Genomic DNA, 17,034 nt, shown 5'->3' on the forward strand with positions numbered 1-17,034 from the left:
TGTAACCAGCGCGCTCACAGAACCACGGCCATTCGATGAGACGCCTTGGCTGCACCGCTGGCCCCTACGAAGAAGCACAACAGGCCTGAGTCTGGCGCCGAGGTCCACAGCGTCGTCCTTCTAGGCATTGAGATCTACCAGCATTCCGACGACTTCCGTCAGCACGATGTCGAGCTTCAGCAGGGATATGCAGTTCAATTAAGAACATTGCTAGATTTTCCGTGGGGTCACTTCAACAAGCCCGGAAAACTTGACAGCATCCACTGCATATGCGTTTCTCATCACGCCGCGAATCGCTATTTTGAAACTGTTCAAAAATTCGTTCGTCGACACGGGATTACTGTCAGTCCAATGCCTCCAAGGATTATAAGGTTTTGCGCCAGCAGAGACTAACTGCTGGATTTCATCAGACTTATAGAAACGCTTAAAAACTTCCCTTGGCTTCTTTTCTCCACAATAGGCGTCTAACCGCTTCTTTACGTCAACAGAACTCCCACTAATCTGAAACTCGTTGAGCAACTCACGTGCGGCATTGGTAAAAACATCTCGCGTAAATTGCAAATCATTCTTCCAGAATTCATTATCCGGGGTGAGATTATACAAATGCTCGAAAATCAATTGGTCTGGCGGCAAAAGCCCCGGAAGCAGGACTACAGTTTTGTAGTTCTTCCCACCGACTGCAGACTCCTGGTCCGCATCCAAACAGACAACACTCCTCTCTGCGAACTCGGGAATTTTCTTTTGAATCAATTGCAAATAATTTGAGCACCCCAGCGTTATTTCTGGCAGAGGAGCAGTGAACTTCTTTAAAGGTTGCCTGATCATCAAGGCAGCGAAAAAGTCTGCAGCCTCTTTATCTTCGAAATAGACGTTAATACGCGGCAAAGATGTCCCCGAGACAGTGTCAATAGTCTTTGTATTGATGTCCGCACTGATTTGCGACCAGGACCAATCCTGCATCACCTGAACGTCACCGTAGGTGTTACTGAGATATATTGTCTTGTAACTCCTTCCGAATTTTTTACTTTGCTCAAATGCATATTCGATCATGACAGGGGAATGCGAAGTCATCACTACTTGAATATTCAAGTTTCTGCACTCGCGGTCGAGCATCTTGAGTAGGTTTATCTGCGCAGTCGGAAAGAGTGCAGCATCGGCCTCGTCTATCAGAAGCAAACCGCCCTTATAGTCCGAGTATTCCTCTTTTAACTTCTTGAAGGACATCAGCGCCAGAATGATTTGGCCCGTGTTGTCCTCGCCAGCAGAAACGGATTCCTGATCGTAGTTTTCACCGTGCGCAACGGCCGAACTGATCGTTCCATCAGTTCCCGTGGCGTATGCAGAATTTCGATTAAGAATTTCATTGGTAAGGCTGATAAAGTCTTGCTTGTATTGATTTAGATAGCCGAAATCACCGATTGCGTAATCTCTGGCTGCAATAGGATAGAGGCGCTTTAAACTCAAAAAGATAACGGGATGTGTGAAATTTCTGCTAGCATTGTCCTTGCCGAATGCTGTACTGTTATTCCTGACTACTGGCCTTGGCAACGTATTTCCCTGCTTAGACTGGCGTTTCATCAACTCCAGCCTAGCCGTCGCGGCTTGCTCGGTATACCCATCATATAATTCGATACCTACAGTCATCGACCCTGGAAAATCGAACGTCTCGGATATTCTAAAGTGCTCACTATATTGGGACTTGAAAGGACCGCCCGTAATTTGTTCGAATGCCAGAACTTCGTTCTTGACATAGTCTCTATCGAAGCTAAAAATTTGGGCCGCAATGCCAAGAATGGACGACTTGGATGTCCCGTTTTTTCCACATACAACAGTTATGCGATCGCCGAATTCTACCTCAACGTTTATTAGTGCACGAAACTTGTCGATCACTAACTTTTTCAATTGGGTCTTGGGCACAATATTCGCAATACTCTTAACGGCCAGAAGCCTGAAGGTTGCAATCAATTTTGATAGACATTTGCGATCCTCTCATAGCCAAATTCTTCAGCTCAATCTGTTTAGCGCTATTTTTTAACTTATTCTGCACTACGCCAGAAGCAGGAAATCCTGCTACTCGCCGCTGCCAGCTTAGCCAGTGCCCGCGCCTTGAGACCAGATTTTTCGCCAGTTGGTGTGTGACCACGCTGAGTTCTGACCCACAATCTCCACCACTGGAGGCCGAACACGTCTCGAAAGAATAGTCGATTTCGGTGTATCTATTCCCACAACCTGGTGGCCAGCCGCCGATAAAATCGGCTCGACTTGCCAGCGGTGCACCCGTAATTGCGTCTACCCAGAAATGCCCCGCCACCAACGCCCCCGAAATCTTGACAAATAGCTTCTTTGTAGGGCGGGCGGGGCTCGAACCCGCGACCAATGGATTATGAGTCCACGGCTCTAACCAACTGAGCTACCGCCCCCAGCAGGTCACGACTCTAGCCGATCCCCCGCCGCGTCCCGGGAACCCAGGTCACCTGTGGTCGCGATCCACGTTGCAGGAGGTTTCCTTGACCTCAGCAGACCGCAGGTTGGCCCGGCTCACGTTGTGCTCGTACCAGGGCGCCGTCGGCCGCAACCGATCCTTCATCCGCCCCTGCACGCACACCCGCACATCCTCGGGCAGCGACTTCGTCGCCTCAAACGCGTCCGAGGACAGGGTTCCCATATACCACTGATCGATCTTGCCGGTCTGCTGGAAGAACTCGACATTGCGCTGCGCGATATAGCTTTCCGGGTTGAAGATGGCCAATCCCAGCATCCCGAACGAACCGACCGCCACCACGGCGGTGGGCAGCCACCGGGCGCTCATCCGGATACCCGTCACCAGGATCAGCACCAGCACCAGGCCCAAGCCCAGCTCAATCCAGCGCACCAGCAGCCGCTCCACGCTGTACCCGTACGCGTTCTCATACAGCGACATCCGGTGAATAGCCGAGGCCACGATCACCAGTGTGGTCAGGCACAGCCCGCCAATCAGCACCCGCAGGTACAGCCGGTCGCGAGCATCGTCGCGCCCCGCGACCCGGATCGCCACCGCGATCACGCCCAGTACCAGGATGGTGACAAACAGCAGCTGCCAAAAGCCCTGCCGCGCATACTCTGCGTAGGTCAACCCCTCAGTGACCTGCACATGCTCGTCTCCCCCGAACAGCACCGAAATCTGCACGCCCACAAACGCGATGAACAACAAGTTCAGCGCGGCCAGCGGCAGGCTCCACTCCCAACGCGGCAAACGCTTGGGCTCCGTCGGCGACAGCCGGTCAAAGGTCGGCGGCTTGGACAGCACGTAGATGGCCCCCAATGCGAATCCGCCGACCAACACCCCGACCACCACGCGCCCGATCATGTCGCCAACGGACATGAACGGCAGAACCCCAGTGACCAGCGCACTGAACCGGGCATCGGCATCGGCCAGCAGGGCCCCAAACGCCACCACCAGCGCGACCGTGACCAGCACCACGATGGCCACCCGATCCGGACTGACCTTGCGGCCGCGCGACATCGTGCGCGTGCCGCGGCGCATCCACCCCGCCACCCGCAGCGGCACCCTCGCCATCACGAGCTGCCCGTACACCAGTCCCGTCCACGTCCGCGCCGGAGCCAGTGCATAGAAGAACAATGCCAGCGAGGTCAGGACACACAGCGCGACAAGCCATCCCGCGTCGCGCACGGTCGGCACCACCGCCAAACACAGCGCTAGCACCAGCGTGCCGATGCGCGTCGGCGTCCATTGCACTTTCTGCGTCGCGAACGCGGCGAGGGCCACCGCGAATGCGGTCAGCGTCCAGCCCACGCCCGGCAGCGAGGACCGCCAGCACAGCGCCGCGACCAGCCCGGCCCCGATGCCGCTGAGCAACGCGCCCTGCGTCATCTTGGACCGGATGTCGCGCGGCCACGCCGTCAGGAACCGGGTCGGCGGCCCGAAGATCGGCACCGGCGGACGCGGCACGGGCGGCCCGGCGGGTGCGCCCGGAACCGAGGCCCCCGGAATCGGATATGGGTACGGCGGCATAGACGTCATGAATTCCCCTCCTCGTTGTCAAACTGCGGCAACGTGACCCGCACCCGGCAACCGGGCGCGTCCACGATTTCGATGCGGCCGCCATGTAGATCGACGGCCCACTGCGCGATGGCCAGCCCCAAACCGGTGCCACCATCACGCGATCCCCCGTGGGTGAATCGCTCGAACACTCGTGATCTTTCGTGCGGGGCAATGCCCGGGCCGGTATCGGCGACCTCCAACAGCAGCGCGTCGTTCTCGGTGCGCGCGAACACCGACACCTGCCCCCCGGGCGGGCTGTGTCGCGACGCGTTGTCCAGCAGATTGGCCACCACCTGATGCAGCCGAGCCGTGTCGGCGACCGCTTCCAGGTCGAAGGGCTCGACGGTCACGTGATAGCGCACCAGGCGTCCGGTCGTCTTCGCCTGCGCCACCGCGTCATCGACGAACTCCCGCACCGCGAACGATTCGCGGTGCACCGGCACCGATCCGTTCTCAAGTTTGGACAGGTCAAGTAGGTCGTCCACCAGCCTGCCGAGCCGTTCGGTCTGTGCCAGCGCGGTTTTCAGGGTCGCCGGGTCCGGTTCGGCCACCCCGTCGACAATGTTCTCCAGCACCGCCTGCAGTGCCGTGATGGGCGTGCGCAGCTCGTGCGAGACATTGCCCACCAGTTCGCGCCGGTACCGTTCGGCGGACTGCAGCTCGGCGGCCATGTGATTGAAAGCCGTTGCCAGCTGGCCCACTTCATCGCGCGAGGTTGAACGAATCCGGCGCGAGTAGTCGCCCTGGGCCATCGAGCGCGCTGCCGTGGTCATATCGCGCAGCGGCGAGGTCATGCCGTGCGCCAGAAACCACGTGACCCCGAACGACACAAACAAAGCGAGCGTGAGGGCGTACCGCAGCTTCCATTCGGCGGTGATCCACAGCAGGCAGGTGGCGATCAGCAGCGCCACCCCCACCAACACCGCCGTCTTGAACTTGAAGGAGCGCAACGGATCCAGCGGACGCGGCAGAAGTTCCAGCAGTTGGCTCATCGCGGTGCCTCCAACGCGTATCCGATGCCGTGCACGGTGCGGATCAACTCCTGACCGAGCTTGCGGCGCAACGCCTTGATGTGGCTGTCGACGGTGCGCCGCCCCGACGGCAGCCCCTCGCTCCAGCCCCACACCTGATCCAGCAGGCGGTCACGGCTGATCGCCACCCGCGGGTTATCGGCCAGGTAGGCCAGCAGATCGAACTCGGTGCGCGTCAGGTGCACCTCGTCGTCGCGGTGATACACGCGGCGCTCGGACACATCGATGCGCACCTGACCGATCCGCACATCAGTGCTCGGCGCCGCGACCCTATCGGTGCGGCGCAGCAGCGCGGCCACCCGGGCCACCAGCACGCGCATGCTGAACGGCTTGGGCAGGTAGTCGTCGGCGCCCACCCCCAGGCCCACCAGCATGTCGGTCTCGGTGCCGCGCGCGGTCAGCATCAGCACCGGGATGGGCGCGTGCGCCTGCACCTGACGGCACACCTCTAGCCCGTCGAGCCCGGGCAGCATGACATCCAGCACCATCAGGTCCGGTGCGTTGTCGCGGCAATGCCGCACCGCATCGAGGCCGTTGTCCTCGGTGTCTACCGCGTACCCCTCGGCGCGCAGCCGCGCGGAAATGGACGCACAGATCGTTGGCTCGTCGTCGACAACCAAGATTCTTCGCTGGCTAGGCACATGAACAGGTTATTTGACGGTTGTGGGGATGGCTGGAGCCTTTTGTGAAGGTTCCGTGGAGGTGCCACCACCGCACTCATGGGACAGCCGTTATTCCCACGCCACTGCCAACTCATTAACCATACTTTCAGTATCCGTTACATGTAGTACGGCTATTCATATACACTCCGAGCCGCGAAGCAAGCGCACGAACAAAGGCTCTTGAGCAGGAGAAACACGATGAGTAGACACGTACTGGCCACCGCCATCTCCTCGGAGATCGCCGACGTGGCTCCGCCGGCCGACGCAGGCCAGGTCGCATTGCACGCCCGCAACGTCACGTTCGACTTCTCCCGCTCTCCCCTGATCTGGATTCCGGGCGAACCGATCGCTTCCTATGCCCTCTCCGCGCTCAACCTGATGCTCCCCGTCGGCGAGCAGATGTTCGTCGACGTATTCGGCCGTGCCCTGCCGTACATCAAGGACGAACGCCTCCGAGAAGACGTCATCGGGTTCATCGGCCAAGAGAAGATGCACTCGGACACCCACGATCACGCATTACGTGAATTCTTCGCGCAACACGGCATCGATCTGAGCGTGTGGGCCAAGCATTCGGAATCGATGTTCGAACGATTTCAGCAGCGCATGGACGCGTTGCCGCCGAAACTCCAATACCGCGTCATGGTTCAGGGCCTCGCCATCATTGCCGGCCTGGAACACCTCACCTCCACCGGCGGCGACTGGCTGCTCAACTTCGACTTCGAGAAGTTCGGGGCCGATCCGGTCATCACCGACATGTTCCGCTGGCACGGCGCCGAAGAGGTCGAACACCGCAGTGTCGCTTGGAATGTCGCCCGCTACTTCGGGGCCAGCCGTACACGGCTGATGGCGTACTACCTTGGCGCCTGCGTGCCCATTGTCGGCGGACTGATAGCCGGAGGCTGGCTGCTGGCCCGCGCGGACCCGTCCTTGCCGAAGATCGGCCCCATCAAGTTCATACGAGAAGTGCGACTGGCGATGAAGCGGGAGTCGACGCTGAGTCTCGCTCTACTCGGGAAGGCCTTCAAGGCTTATCTGCGACCCGATTTCACCCCGGAGGCCATCGGCGACACAGCGCAGGCCGTCGCCTATCTCGCGAAGTCTCCAGCGGCCAAAGCCGCCGCCGTCGCATGACCAGGCCTCACCCGTCGCCACCGCACGCCCCGAGCGGGCTGGACACGCTGATGCGGTTCATGGATCGCGTGACTCCGCCGCTGTTGACGGCCTTGGACAAGGCGATGCCGGTTGTGTTGCGGTTGACGCCACTGATCACTCCCAAACCTCCCGAGCCGAAGCCGATAGACCGGACGTTGCATCTGGTGGTGCGCAGCCGATCAGTGGTGGCCGCCGATGAAAACGTGGTGAGCCTTGTCTTCACCACGCCCGACGGCAGTGAGCTACCCAGCTGGCGTTCCGGTGCGCATCTCGATGTCACGCTGCCCTCCGGTGCGGTGCGCCAGTACTCGCTATGCGGTGACCCGCGCGATCGCTCCTACTACCGGATCGCGGTGCGGCGCATCCCCGAGGGCAATGGCGGCTCCGTCGAGCTACACAACGGGGTCCGGGTCGGCGACACTCTGGAGATACACGGGCCACGAAATGCCTTCCCGCTAGCCACCACCGGGCATCTCAATACCGCCAACCGCCAGTTCCATTTCATCGCCGGCGGTATCGGTATCACTCCCATCCTGCCCATGCTGGCCACCGCGTCCGACCTCTGGCTGCCCTGGACGATGACCTATGTGGGCCGCAGTAAGGAGTCGATCCCGTTCCGCGAGGAGCTGGCCCGCTACGGCGATCGCATCACCATTCGCACCGACGACGAATTCGGGCTCCCCACCGCCGAAGACCTGATTCCCGAGCTCCACTCGAACCTGGCGGTGTACTGCTGCGGACCGGCACCGATGCTCAAGGTGGTACGGGACGCGGTCGCCGAATACCCCGGCGCAGAGCTACATTTCGAACGATTCGCCGCACCACCCATCAACAATGGGGTGGCCTTCGAGGTCGAGCTGAAGCGCAGCGGCACAGTTGTTTCCGTGCCCGCCGACCGCAGCGCCCTGGAAACCATACTGGCCACCCGGCCCGACACCGCCCACTCGTGCAGGCAGGGCTTCTGCGGCACCTGCAAGGTACGCGTTCTGGACGGCGTACCCGATCACCGCGACACCCTCCTGACCGACCAGCAGCGCGCCGCCGGAGACATGCTGATCTGTGTCTCACGCGCCGAAGGTGGACGTTTGGTTCTGGATCTCTAAGCGACTAACGAACATTCAACAACAGGAAGCATGAACGGAAGCCAGCATGACGAGCACGATCGATCCAAAAGCCACCTTGTCCGCAGACGATCTCACCGAAATAGCCGAGCACACGGTCCGCAACGGCGACATCGACGTGGCCTACTTCGTGCAGGGGAACCCCACCGGAGAGACCATCCTGCTGGCACACGGCTGGCCCGATACCCATCATCTCTGGGACGGCGTAGCCCCGCTGTTGCGGGACCGGTTCCGACTAGTGTCCATCGACAACCGCGGTGCAGGAAAAACCACCAATCCCAGGAGTTTCCGCGATTTCCGACTCACCGAAATGGCCAGCGACTACGTCGCGGTCGCCAATGCAGTCAGCCCCGACAAGCCGGTGCACCTATTGGCACACGACTGGGGTAGTGCCGCCGCGTGGGAGGCCGTGTGTGATCCGGAGCTAGAGCACCGATTCGCCTCGTTCACCTCGGTGTCCGCTCCGTGCGCCAGCCATATGAGTAAATGGGTGCGGGCCCGGCTAGCGCACCCCACCCCCAAGAACCTGGCGCTGGCGCTGGGTCAGATCGGATCTGTCCTCTACATGCTGGCATTCGGGACGCCCGGCATCCCCAACCTCGTCATGAAACTTCTGATCAACGAGAAGCGTTGGCGAACAGGGCTTTCCATCGCAGAAGGTGCACCGCAGGAACAGATTCACCTGGGGTCCACCTTCACCAGCGATATCACCAGGGCATTGCGCGTCTATCGTGCGAACGCCATTCCCGCCGTCTTACACCCCGAAGATCGCTACACGAACGTCCCGGTTCAGGTAATCGTCGGAAAGCGCGATCCCGCTATCAGGCAGTCGTGTTACGACGACGAACCCATCTGGAACAAGCAGACCTGGCGTCGGGTTCTCGACGGCGGCCACTGGCTGCCGTTCTCGCACCCCCAGGCGCTGGCGGCGTCGACCGTCGAACTGATTGACGCGGTAAGCGGCAAGCAGCCTGCGAGGACGCTGCGACGTTCCGAGATGGGCAAGAACCGCAAGCCTTTCGAGGATCAGTTGGTGGTCATCACCGGCGGCGGTAGCGGCATCGGGCGGGAAACCGCCCGCGAGTTCGCGCGTCAAGGTGCCGAGGTGGTCCTCTCGGATATCAACCTCGACGGCGCCAAAGACACCGTCGCACTGATCGAGCAGGACGGCGGAGTCGCACACGCCTACCAGCTCAACGTCGCCGATGAAGCCGCGATCGACGCGCACGCGGACGAAGTATTCGCCAACCACGGCGTGCCCGATGTACTGGTCAACAACGCCGGTGTCGGCGCCGCAGGCGGCTTTCTGGAGACGCCCGCCGCGGAGTTCAGACGCGTGATCGATATCAACCTCTACGGTGTGGTGAACGGCAGCCGTGCCTTCGGCGCCAAGATGGCCGAGCGTGGTCTCGGTGGGCACATCGTCAATCTGTCCAGCATGGCCGCGTATTCTCCGCAGCAGAAGTTTTCTGCGTACTCGACCAGTAAATCCGCGGTCTTCATGTTCTCCGACTGTCTGCGCGCGGACCTGGCGACCCACGGTATCGGCGTGACCACCATCTGCCCGGGCATCGTGCACACCAATATCATTGCCAAAAGCAAGATTTCAGGTGTTAGTGCCGAAGAAGAACGCCGTATGCAGCAAGTCGGCGACAAGGCGTACGCGATGCGCCGCTACGGTCCCGAGAAGGTGGCCAAACAGATCGTGCGGGCGGTGCAGAAGAACAAGCAGGTCGTTCCCGTGACGCCAGAAGCACAACTGCAATATCTCAACAATCGGATGGCTCCTGGTCTGGTCCGTTTCTTCGCCAGCAAGGGCAGTATGACCGATCTGATGAGCCTCATTCCCGGCCAGAAGGAGGGTCGATGACGACATTCTCCGCAGCTCGCGCAGTGGACAACGATGCCCTCCCTGCGTACAAGGATCTCTTGGTACCGGATCTGGTCGCGGTCGTCATCGGAGCCGGATTCGGCGGACTCGCCACAGGAAACCGGCTCCGCAAGAAAGGCATCGAGAACTTTCTGATCCTGGAGAAATCCAGCGGGGTCGGCGGAACCTGGTGGCACAACACCTATCCGGGTATCGAAGTGGACATCCCCTCGATGGCGTACTCCTACGCGGAAGCTCCCAACCCGAAATGGTCCCGAATGTTCGCTCCCGGCAGTGAACTTCGTCAGTACGCGCAAGACTGCGCCGACAAATTCGGGTTGAGGGATAAGCTGCGGCTCAACACCACCGTCCGCAGCGTCGTCTTCGACGAGATCAATGACCTCTGGCGCGTACGTGCCGAGGACGCCGACGGCGAATTCGAGCTTACGACTCGATTCATCGTCTCCTGCCACGGCGCCTTGAGCACACCCGCCGTACCCGATATCGCTGGGCTGGAATCCTTTGCAGGCAAGACGATCTTGTCACAGGAGTGGGATCACAACTACCCGTTGACAGGCAAGAGGGCCGCGGTAATCGGCACCGGAGCGTCCGGCATCCAAATCATTCCCGCGATTGCCGACACGGTGAAGCATCTGACCGTGTTCCAGCGCACCCCTATCTATGTGGGCCCCAAGGCGAACCCGTTGATATCCCCCTTCCTTCAGCGGGTCCTGCGATACACGCCCTTCCTGCTGCGGTCCATCAGATTCGGCGGTGGGCTCGGCGGCGATCTGGTGCAGACCGTCGGCGTGGTGCACTACAAGCAGTTCCCGTATGCCACCAAGATCGCCGGCGCCGTGGTCAAGGCCAGCATGAGGGCTCGCATCAAGGATCGCGAGCTGCGTAAGAAGCTCATTCCTGCTTATGGTTTCGCGTGCAAACGGCCCTCTGCGTCGGCCAATTATCTTGAGACATTCGCCCGCCCGGACGTCGATCTGGTCACCGATTCCATAGCCCGGATCGTCCCCGCGGGAATCGAAACTACCGATGGCGTCCTCCATCGGCTCGATACCCTGATTCTCGCTACCGGGTTCAAGGTGTTCGACCTGCCGTACAGGGTGCAGGGCACCGACGGACAGGATCTCGGCGACTTCTGGGAAGACAATCGCATGCGCGCCTACCAGGGCGTCGCGGTACCCGGATTCCCCAACTATTTCCTGGCACCCGGACCCTATGGCGTGGTCGGCTTCAATTGGTTCGACACGATCAAGATGTGCACCAGTCACGCCACCGACATGATCGCCGACGGCATTATCCGGCACGCGACGCGCGTGGAAGTCAGTCAGGATGCCTTCGACCAGTTCTTCGAACAGGCAGCGGCCGCAACCGAGAACCTGGTGTTCAAGAGCCCCAGCTGCGCGAACTCACACAGTTACTACATCAACAAAGACGGCGACACCCCATTCCTGCGGCCGTTCGCGATCGCACATTCGAATGCGATGATGCGTTCTGCGGGAGAGGCTTACATCCACTCCCGCAGATATCCCGATGCGGCCGGACGCGTAACCATCTACCCGTAGCTCGGCCGCTTCTTACTGCGCGGCGCTGACCGACGACATGTGGAAGTCCGGGATGCGCAACGCCGGCATGGCCTGCCGCGTTGCGTAATCGCTCCACTCGCGCGGCAGCGTGTACTCGGTGGCCCCCACCTGCGAGACCCGCCGCAGCAGATCGATCGGGCTCTCGTTGAACCGGAAGTTGTTCACCGCGCCCGTGATCTGTCCGTCGCGCACCAGGTACACCCCGTCACGGGTCAGCCCGGTCAGCAGCAGGGTGGTCGGGTCCACCTCGCGGATGTACCACAGCGTGGTGAGCAGCAGACCGTTCTCGGTGGCGGCGATCATCTGCTCCAGCGTCTCGCTGCCGCCTCCGGTCATGATGAGGTTGTCGGCGCCCACCGTGGGGGCGGCATCGAACTCGGCGGCGTCGGCGCGTGAGTAGCTCAGCGCGCTGATCACCCCGTCGCGTACCCAGTCGACGCGCTCGATGCCGACCCCATTGTCGAAGACCGACAGCGATTCCCGCGAAATCGGGGTCGCCACAAAGGGGCTGCTCTCCAGTCCGGGGTACGACGGGTCCGAGTACACGGTGACCGGCAGCTCGGTCAGCCGTTCCCCGATGCGGGTGCCGCCCGGCGCCGCGAAGGCGTTGCGGCCCTCGTGTGCGCCGCGCCCGCCCATGGTCCACACCAGGTACTGCATCAGGTCACCGGTGGCCGACGGCGGCAGCAGCGTCTCGTAACGACCGGCCTTGAGCTCGATCTGATTCTGTGCGGCGGTGAGCCTTTCGGAGAGCTGGCGCAGCAGCGATTCGGTCGGCACGTCCACGAATTCGGGGGTGCACACCCCGGCCCAGGCGCTGCCCACGCCGCGCTTGGCGTTGATCTCCACCTGACCCGTGGGCTGGGTGAACCGGCGGCGCAGCCCCGTGGACGAGGCCAGGAAGGTGGTCTGCCGTTCGTGCCGGGCGTATCCGTACAGGGTGTCGGGGCCGTCGAAGCCCGTTGACAGATCCGCGGCCAGTGAGCCGAATACCCCGGCGCTGGTGGGCACGATCTCCGCGTCCCAGCTCTCCCCCACGGCCTCGCCGGGTCCCAGCAGCGGCATGGCGTCGCGCGACGGCGGCGCGGAGGCGGCCTCGGCCTGGCTGGCCGCCACCAAATCGGCGAGCGCGGCCGGGTCGGCGTCCTCGGTGAGCACCGAACCCACCCGGGTCTGGTCCCCTTGCCGCAGTATCGATATCACCGCGATGCTGCGCTTGACCGATTCACCGTTGGTGGTCATGGAACTGCCCGCCCAGCGCAGCGACGCCTCGCTGCTGTCCTGGATCAGGACGATGGTGTCGTCGGCGCCACCGCGCCGCGCGGCCTCGGCGAGTACATCCTCGGCGACCTGCTGTGCGGGGATCACGCGGCACCACCTTCCTGCTTGGTGTTGAGAACATTGACGCCACGGAACAGCGCCGACGGGCAGCCGTGGCTCACCGCGGCCACCTGGCCGGGCTGGGCCTTACCGCAGTTGAAGGCGCCGCCCAGGCGCCAGGTGGATTGCCCGCCAACGGCTTCCATCGACCCCCAGAAGTCGGTGGTGGTGGCCTGGTAGGCGACGTCACGCAGCTGCCCGTCCAGCTTGCCGCCGCGGATGCGGTAGAACCGCTGCCCGGTGAACTGGAAGTTGTACCGCTGCATATCGATTGACCATGACTTGTCGCCCACGATGTAGATACCGTCCTCCACCCCGGAGATCAGGTCGTCGGTCGAGCGCTCATCCGGCGAGGCCTGCAGCGACACGTTGGCCATCCGCTGAATCGGCACGTGATGCGGCGAGTCGGCATACGAGCAGCCGTTGGAACGCTCCTGGCCCAGCCGGGGCGCGAACACCCGGTCCAGCTGGTAGCCGACGAAGATGCCGTCGCGCACCAGATCCCAGCGCTGCGAGGCCACCCCCTCGTCGTCGTATCCGACCGAGGCCAGGCCGTGCACCTCGTTGCGGTCGGCGGTCACGTTCATGACGGGCGAACCGTACTTCATGGCGCCGAGCTTGTCGGGCGTGGCGAACGAGGTGCCCGCATAGGCGGCCTCGTAGCCGATGGCCCTGTCGTATTCGGTGGCGTGGCCGATGGATTCGTGAATGGTCAGCCACAGATTGGTGGGGTCGATCACCAGGTCGGTGGGGCCGGCGACCACGCTGGGCGCCTTCACCTTCTCGGTGAGCAGCTCCGGGATCTCGCGCAGCTCGGTGCTCCAGTCCCACACCCCGTCGCTGCCGATGGCCTCCCAGCCGCGGCCCATCGGCGGGGCCAGCGTGCGCATGGTTTCAAAGGATCCGGTGGCGGCATCGACAGCGATGGCGTCCAGTTGCGACATGACCCGCACCCGCTGCTGGGTGATCGACGAGCCGAAGGTGTCGGCGTAGAAGGTCTGTTCCTTGACGGCCGTCAGCGACGCCGAGGCGTGGTCCACCCCGTCGGAGGCCAGCAGCCGCGCCGAATACTCCTGCAGCACCGCGATCTTCTCGGCCTGCGGCACCGCGAACGGGTCGATCTCATACTCGGACACCCACTGCACGTCGGCGTAGACGGGCTCGGCCGCCAGCTCCACCTGCTCGCGGTTCAGGCTGCGCAGTCCCCGCGCGACCGCCACGGCCCGACGCGCGGTCTCGGCGGCCGCCGTGCTGTCGAGCTGCACGTGGGAGGCGAAGCCCCAGGTGCCGTCGACAATCACCCGCACCGCCAAACCGATGGTGCGTCCGGAGACCGCGGTCTCGACCTGCTCGTCGCGCAGCATCAGCTCCTCGTTGATGAGTCGATGAATGCGCAAGTCGGCATAGCTGGCACCGGCGGCGCGCGCCGCGCTCAGGGCGGCGTCGGCAAGTTCGGCGCGGGGCAACGCTAGGAAGTCGGGATCTACGGACCGAGTCACGTGCCCAACGCTACCGGCGACGTCCACGGTTTAATGTTCCAGTGCACCGCTCCCGGCAGACAGCGCTGGCCTACGGGCTGCTTGCCCCAAGCCTGTTCGGGGTGGCGGCGTTTCTGCTGCTGCCCATCCTGGTGGTGGTGTGGCTGAGCCTGTGCCGCTGGGATCTGTTGGGCCCCATCGAATTCGTCGGCCTGGACAACTGGCGTTCGGTATTCACCGACGGCGCCTTCGGCCATTCCCTGCTGGTGACGCTGATCTTCGTGGCGCTGGTGATTCCGACGCAGACCGTCCTCGGACTGGGCGCGGCGACACTGTTGGTGCGTGGACTGCCGGGCACCGTGCTGTTCCGGACCATCTACGTGATCCCGTGGATCTGCGCGCCGCTGGCCATCGGTGTGCTGTGGCATTGGATGCTGGCACCCACCGATGGTGCGATCAATGCGCTTCTGGGACAACGCATCGAGTGGCTCACCGACCCCTCGCTGGCGCTGCCGGTGGTGGCGGCGGTGAGCGTGTGGACCAACGTCGGCTACGTGGCGCTGTTCTTCATGGCCGGCCTGCTGGCCATCCCCGGTGACGTGCACAACGCGGCACGGGTGGACGGTGCAACGGCCTGGCAGCGGTTCCGCCGCATCACCCTGCCGATGCTGCGGCCCACCTTCTTCTTCGTGCTCGTGACCGGTGTGGTGAGCGCGGTGCAGACCTTCGACACCGTCTACGCCCTGACAAGCGGTGGCCCGCAGAACCGCACCGACTTGGCGGCGCACCGCGTGTACGCCGAGGCATTCGAGTCGGCTCACGTCGGGCGCTCGGCGGCGATGTCGCTGATTCTGTTTCTGATCCTGGTTGTCATCACGGTTGTTCAGCACCGCTACTTCCGATCCAGGGTCAGTTACGACCTGGTGTAGCCGCGTGGGCGCTTTGCCGCGCCTCGGTTAGGACTGCACCGGCAGGTGGGGTGAAAATCTCGCAGAAATTTCTCGGGAACTTATCGGCGCCATTGTTCGACCAATCAGCGTGTTCGAAAAATGCACCCTGACCAGCAGCTTAAAGGTTCCTGTGAGTGACAGCGTCCCGCTGCCGTGACCGCGCCGATCTGGATGGCACTGCCGCCCGAGGTGCACTCGACACTCCTGTCCAGCGGGCCAGGTCCGGGTCCTCTGCTCGCCGCCGCAACGCAATGGACGTCACTGAGCGCCGAGTACGCCTCGGCTGCCAGCGAACTCACAGCAATGCTCGGTGCGGTGCAGGCCGGCGCGTGGCAGGGCCCGAGCGCCGACCAATACACCGCCGCACACGGCCCGTATCTGGACTGGCTGTTGGGCAGCGGGGTGAAGAGCACGTTTGCCGCAGCCCTGCATGAAACCGCGGCGGGCGCCTACACCGCTGCCCTGGCCGCAATGCCGTCCTTGCCGGAGCTCGCAGCCAACCACGCGCTACACACGGCGTTGGTGGCCACCAACTTCTTCGGGGTCAACACCATCCCCATCGCGGTGAACGAGGCCGACTACATCCGCATGTGGATCCAGGCCGCCGAGACCATGACCGCCTATCAGGCCGTCGCCGAATCTGCTCTTGCCGCGGTTCCGGTCACCAGCCCGGCGCCGGCGATCCTGGCGCCCGGCGGGGAGGCGGCGTCCACTGCCGCGGCCGTGCAGAGCGCGGCAGCCGCCCCGGCCGCACAGTCGGGAAGCAATCTTGACCAAGCCGATGCCACCGCAACCGCGCAGAGCACCACCTCGTGGCAGGACCAGCTGGCGGCCCTCATCCAGCAGTACACCAGCAATTTCGCGTGGCCGGTGTCCAAGGATCTGAACCCCGGCGGATGGCCCATCCCCTCGGGCCCGTTCACGTCCGGACTGATCAACCTGTTCTCGAACATCCCCGGCATGACCCCGACGCTCGCCAGCGCGCTCGCCTGGGCGACCTTCCACACCTTGATGATTTTCTGGCCGATCGGGCAGACCGTTATTCAGGCCGCAGTCATCGGCGCGGCCGTGGGCGCCGTACCCGCCGCCGTCGCGGCCACCGGCTCGCTGGGCGCCCTCGGAGCGTTGGGCGCCGTGGGTGCGGGAGCACCCGCGCCGATGCCGGCACCCGCTGCGGCCACCTCGGTGGGCGGTGCCCCGGCCATGACCACCTCAGCGCCCGCGCCGTCACCCACCGTCACGCACACCAGCAGCATGAGCAGCCCGACGCCGTCCCCGGCTCCCTCACCTGCAGGCGGTGGACCGGCCACGGGCGGCCCGGGGCCGGGTATCGGGCCGACCACGTCGAATCCGCTGGGAACGGGCATGGGTGACTCGTTCTATGCGGCGCAGGCCTCCGGGCTGGGGACGGGAAGCACGCTCGCCGAACGTCGCACGCGGCGCCGGGAACGCGACCTCGACGATGAACTTTCCCGCGACGAGGACACCGCGCTCCCCCACGACGAAGCGGCCCGCGAACGCCTCCGGGCGCACGCCCGTGACCGAGGCCTGGGCCGCGAGTACATGGACCTGGAAGACGAGGTTTCGGCCACCCGCCGCGGGATCGGCTCGCTCGGCATGGGCGCGGTGCCGCCCGCCGTCGGGAAGGTGACCGTCACCCGCGGCACTCTCGGCGGGACGCGAACCGTCCCGATGATGCCCAGCAGCTGGCATCTCGATGGCTCGGGCGGCACCGGGTGACGTTCCC

12 protein-coding genes and 1 tRNA gene are annotated in these 17,034 nt (G+C 63.1%); 6 read left to right on the plus strand and 7 right to left on the minus strand.

All coding sequences use genetic code 11. From position 1 onward, the window contains the following. Positions 1-210: 210 nt before the first annotated feature. The 5 genes from BKG76_RS01420 to BKG76_RS01440 all read right to left on the minus strand — a co-directional run bounded on the left by BKG76_RS01420 (position 211) and on the right by BKG76_RS01440 (position 5,693). Positions 211-1,917, minus strand: a complete 1,707-nt coding sequence (locus BKG76_RS01420) for an AAA family ATPase (RefSeq protein ID WP_131815780.1) — start codon at positions 1,915-1,917, stop codon at positions 211-213. A gap of 429 nt (positions 1,918-2,346) precedes the next feature. Beyond that, positions 2,347-2,420: transfer RNA gene (locus BKG76_RS01425), tRNA-Ile, on the minus strand. Between the two features lie 50 nt (positions 2,421-2,470). Then, positions 2,471-4,021 carry a DUF4153 domain-containing protein gene (locus tag BKG76_RS01430; protein WP_070935307.1) on the minus strand — a complete coding sequence of 517 codons (1,551 nt, stop codon included), beginning with the start codon at positions 4,019-4,021 and terminating at the stop codon, positions 2,471-2,473. Beyond that, positions 4,018-5,034: a sensor histidine kinase gene (locus tag BKG76_RS01435; protein WP_070935309.1), complete on the minus strand. Its 1,017-nt coding sequence runs from the start codon at positions 5,032-5,034 to the stop codon at positions 4,018-4,020. Before BKG76_RS01435 ends, BKG76_RS01430 begins: the two co-directional genes overlap by 4 nt. Continuing rightward, the gene (locus BKG76_RS01440; protein WP_083337875.1) at positions 5,031-5,693 is read right to left on the minus strand and encodes a response regulator transcription factor; all 663 of its coding nucleotides are present in this window, start codon (positions 5,691-5,693) and stop codon (positions 5,031-5,033) included. The genes BKG76_RS01435 and BKG76_RS01440 overlap by 4 nt, the downstream gene beginning before the upstream one ends. 240 nt (positions 5,694-5,933) lie before the next feature. Here BKG76_RS01440 and BKG76_RS01445 point away from each other — a divergent pair, with 240 nt between their 5' ends. From BKG76_RS01445 to BKG76_RS01460, 4 genes are read left to right on the plus strand one after another with little or no spacing between them, the layout of a single operon-like run. Further along, positions 5,934-6,866: a metal-dependent hydrolase gene (locus BKG76_RS01445; protein WP_070935313.1), complete on the plus strand. Its 933-nt coding sequence runs from the start codon at positions 5,934-5,936 to the stop codon at positions 6,864-6,866. Between the two features lie 50 nt (positions 6,867-6,916). Continuing rightward, positions 6,917-7,990: a PDR/VanB family oxidoreductase gene (locus tag BKG76_RS01450; protein ID WP_070935315.1), complete on the plus strand. Its 1,074-nt coding sequence runs from the start codon at positions 6,917-6,919 to the stop codon at positions 7,988-7,990. A gap of 46 nt (positions 7,991-8,036) precedes the next feature. Next, entirely contained in the window at positions 8,037-9,878 is a 1,842-nt protein-coding gene (locus BKG76_RS01455) for an SDR family oxidoreductase (protein ID WP_070935317.1), read from the plus strand. Then, positions 9,875-11,458: a flavin-containing monooxygenase gene (locus BKG76_RS01460; protein ID WP_070935320.1), complete on the plus strand. Its 1,584-nt coding sequence runs from the start codon at positions 9,875-9,877 to the stop codon at positions 11,456-11,458. The genes BKG76_RS01455 and BKG76_RS01460 overlap by 4 nt, the downstream gene beginning before the upstream one ends. Before the next feature lie 12 nt (positions 11,459-11,470). Here the strand turns inward: BKG76_RS01460 and BKG76_RS01465 are convergent, their stop codons facing one another. Both BKG76_RS01465 and BKG76_RS01470 read right to left on the minus strand, forming a co-directional pair. Continuing rightward, a complete protein-coding gene (locus BKG76_RS01465) occupies positions 11,471-12,847 on the minus strand; it encodes a metallopeptidase TldD-related protein (RefSeq protein WP_070935322.1) in 1,377 nt (458 codons plus the stop codon). Further along, entirely contained in the window at positions 12,844-14,358 is a 1,515-nt protein-coding gene (locus BKG76_RS01470; RefSeq protein ID WP_070936784.1) for a TldD/PmbA family protein, read from the minus strand. Before BKG76_RS01470 ends, BKG76_RS01465 begins: the two co-directional genes overlap by 4 nt. Before the next feature lie 41 nt (positions 14,359-14,399). On the opposite strand from BKG76_RS01470, the gene BKG76_RS01475 reads away from it, so the two are divergent. Together BKG76_RS01475 and BKG76_RS01480 are read left to right on the plus strand one after the other, a co-directional pair. After that, positions 14,400-15,266 (plus strand): carbohydrate ABC transporter permease, encoded by an 867-nt coding sequence (locus tag BKG76_RS01475; protein ID WP_070935323.1) that lies wholly within the window; start codon positions 14,400-14,402, stop codon positions 15,264-15,266. A gap of 174 nt (positions 15,267-15,440) precedes the next feature. Further along, the gene (locus BKG76_RS01480) at positions 15,441-17,027 is read left to right on the plus strand and encodes a PPE family protein (RefSeq protein WP_070935324.1); all 1,587 of its coding nucleotides are present in this window, start codon (positions 15,441-15,443) and stop codon (positions 17,025-17,027) included. Positions 17,028-17,034: the final 7 nt, after the last annotated feature.

It is taken from the genome of Mycobacteroides franklinii (assembly GCF_001853795.1).
In the GTDB taxonomy this organism is placed as follows: domain Bacteria; phylum Actinomycetota; class Actinomycetes; order Mycobacteriales; family Mycobacteriaceae; genus Mycobacterium; species Mycobacterium franklinii.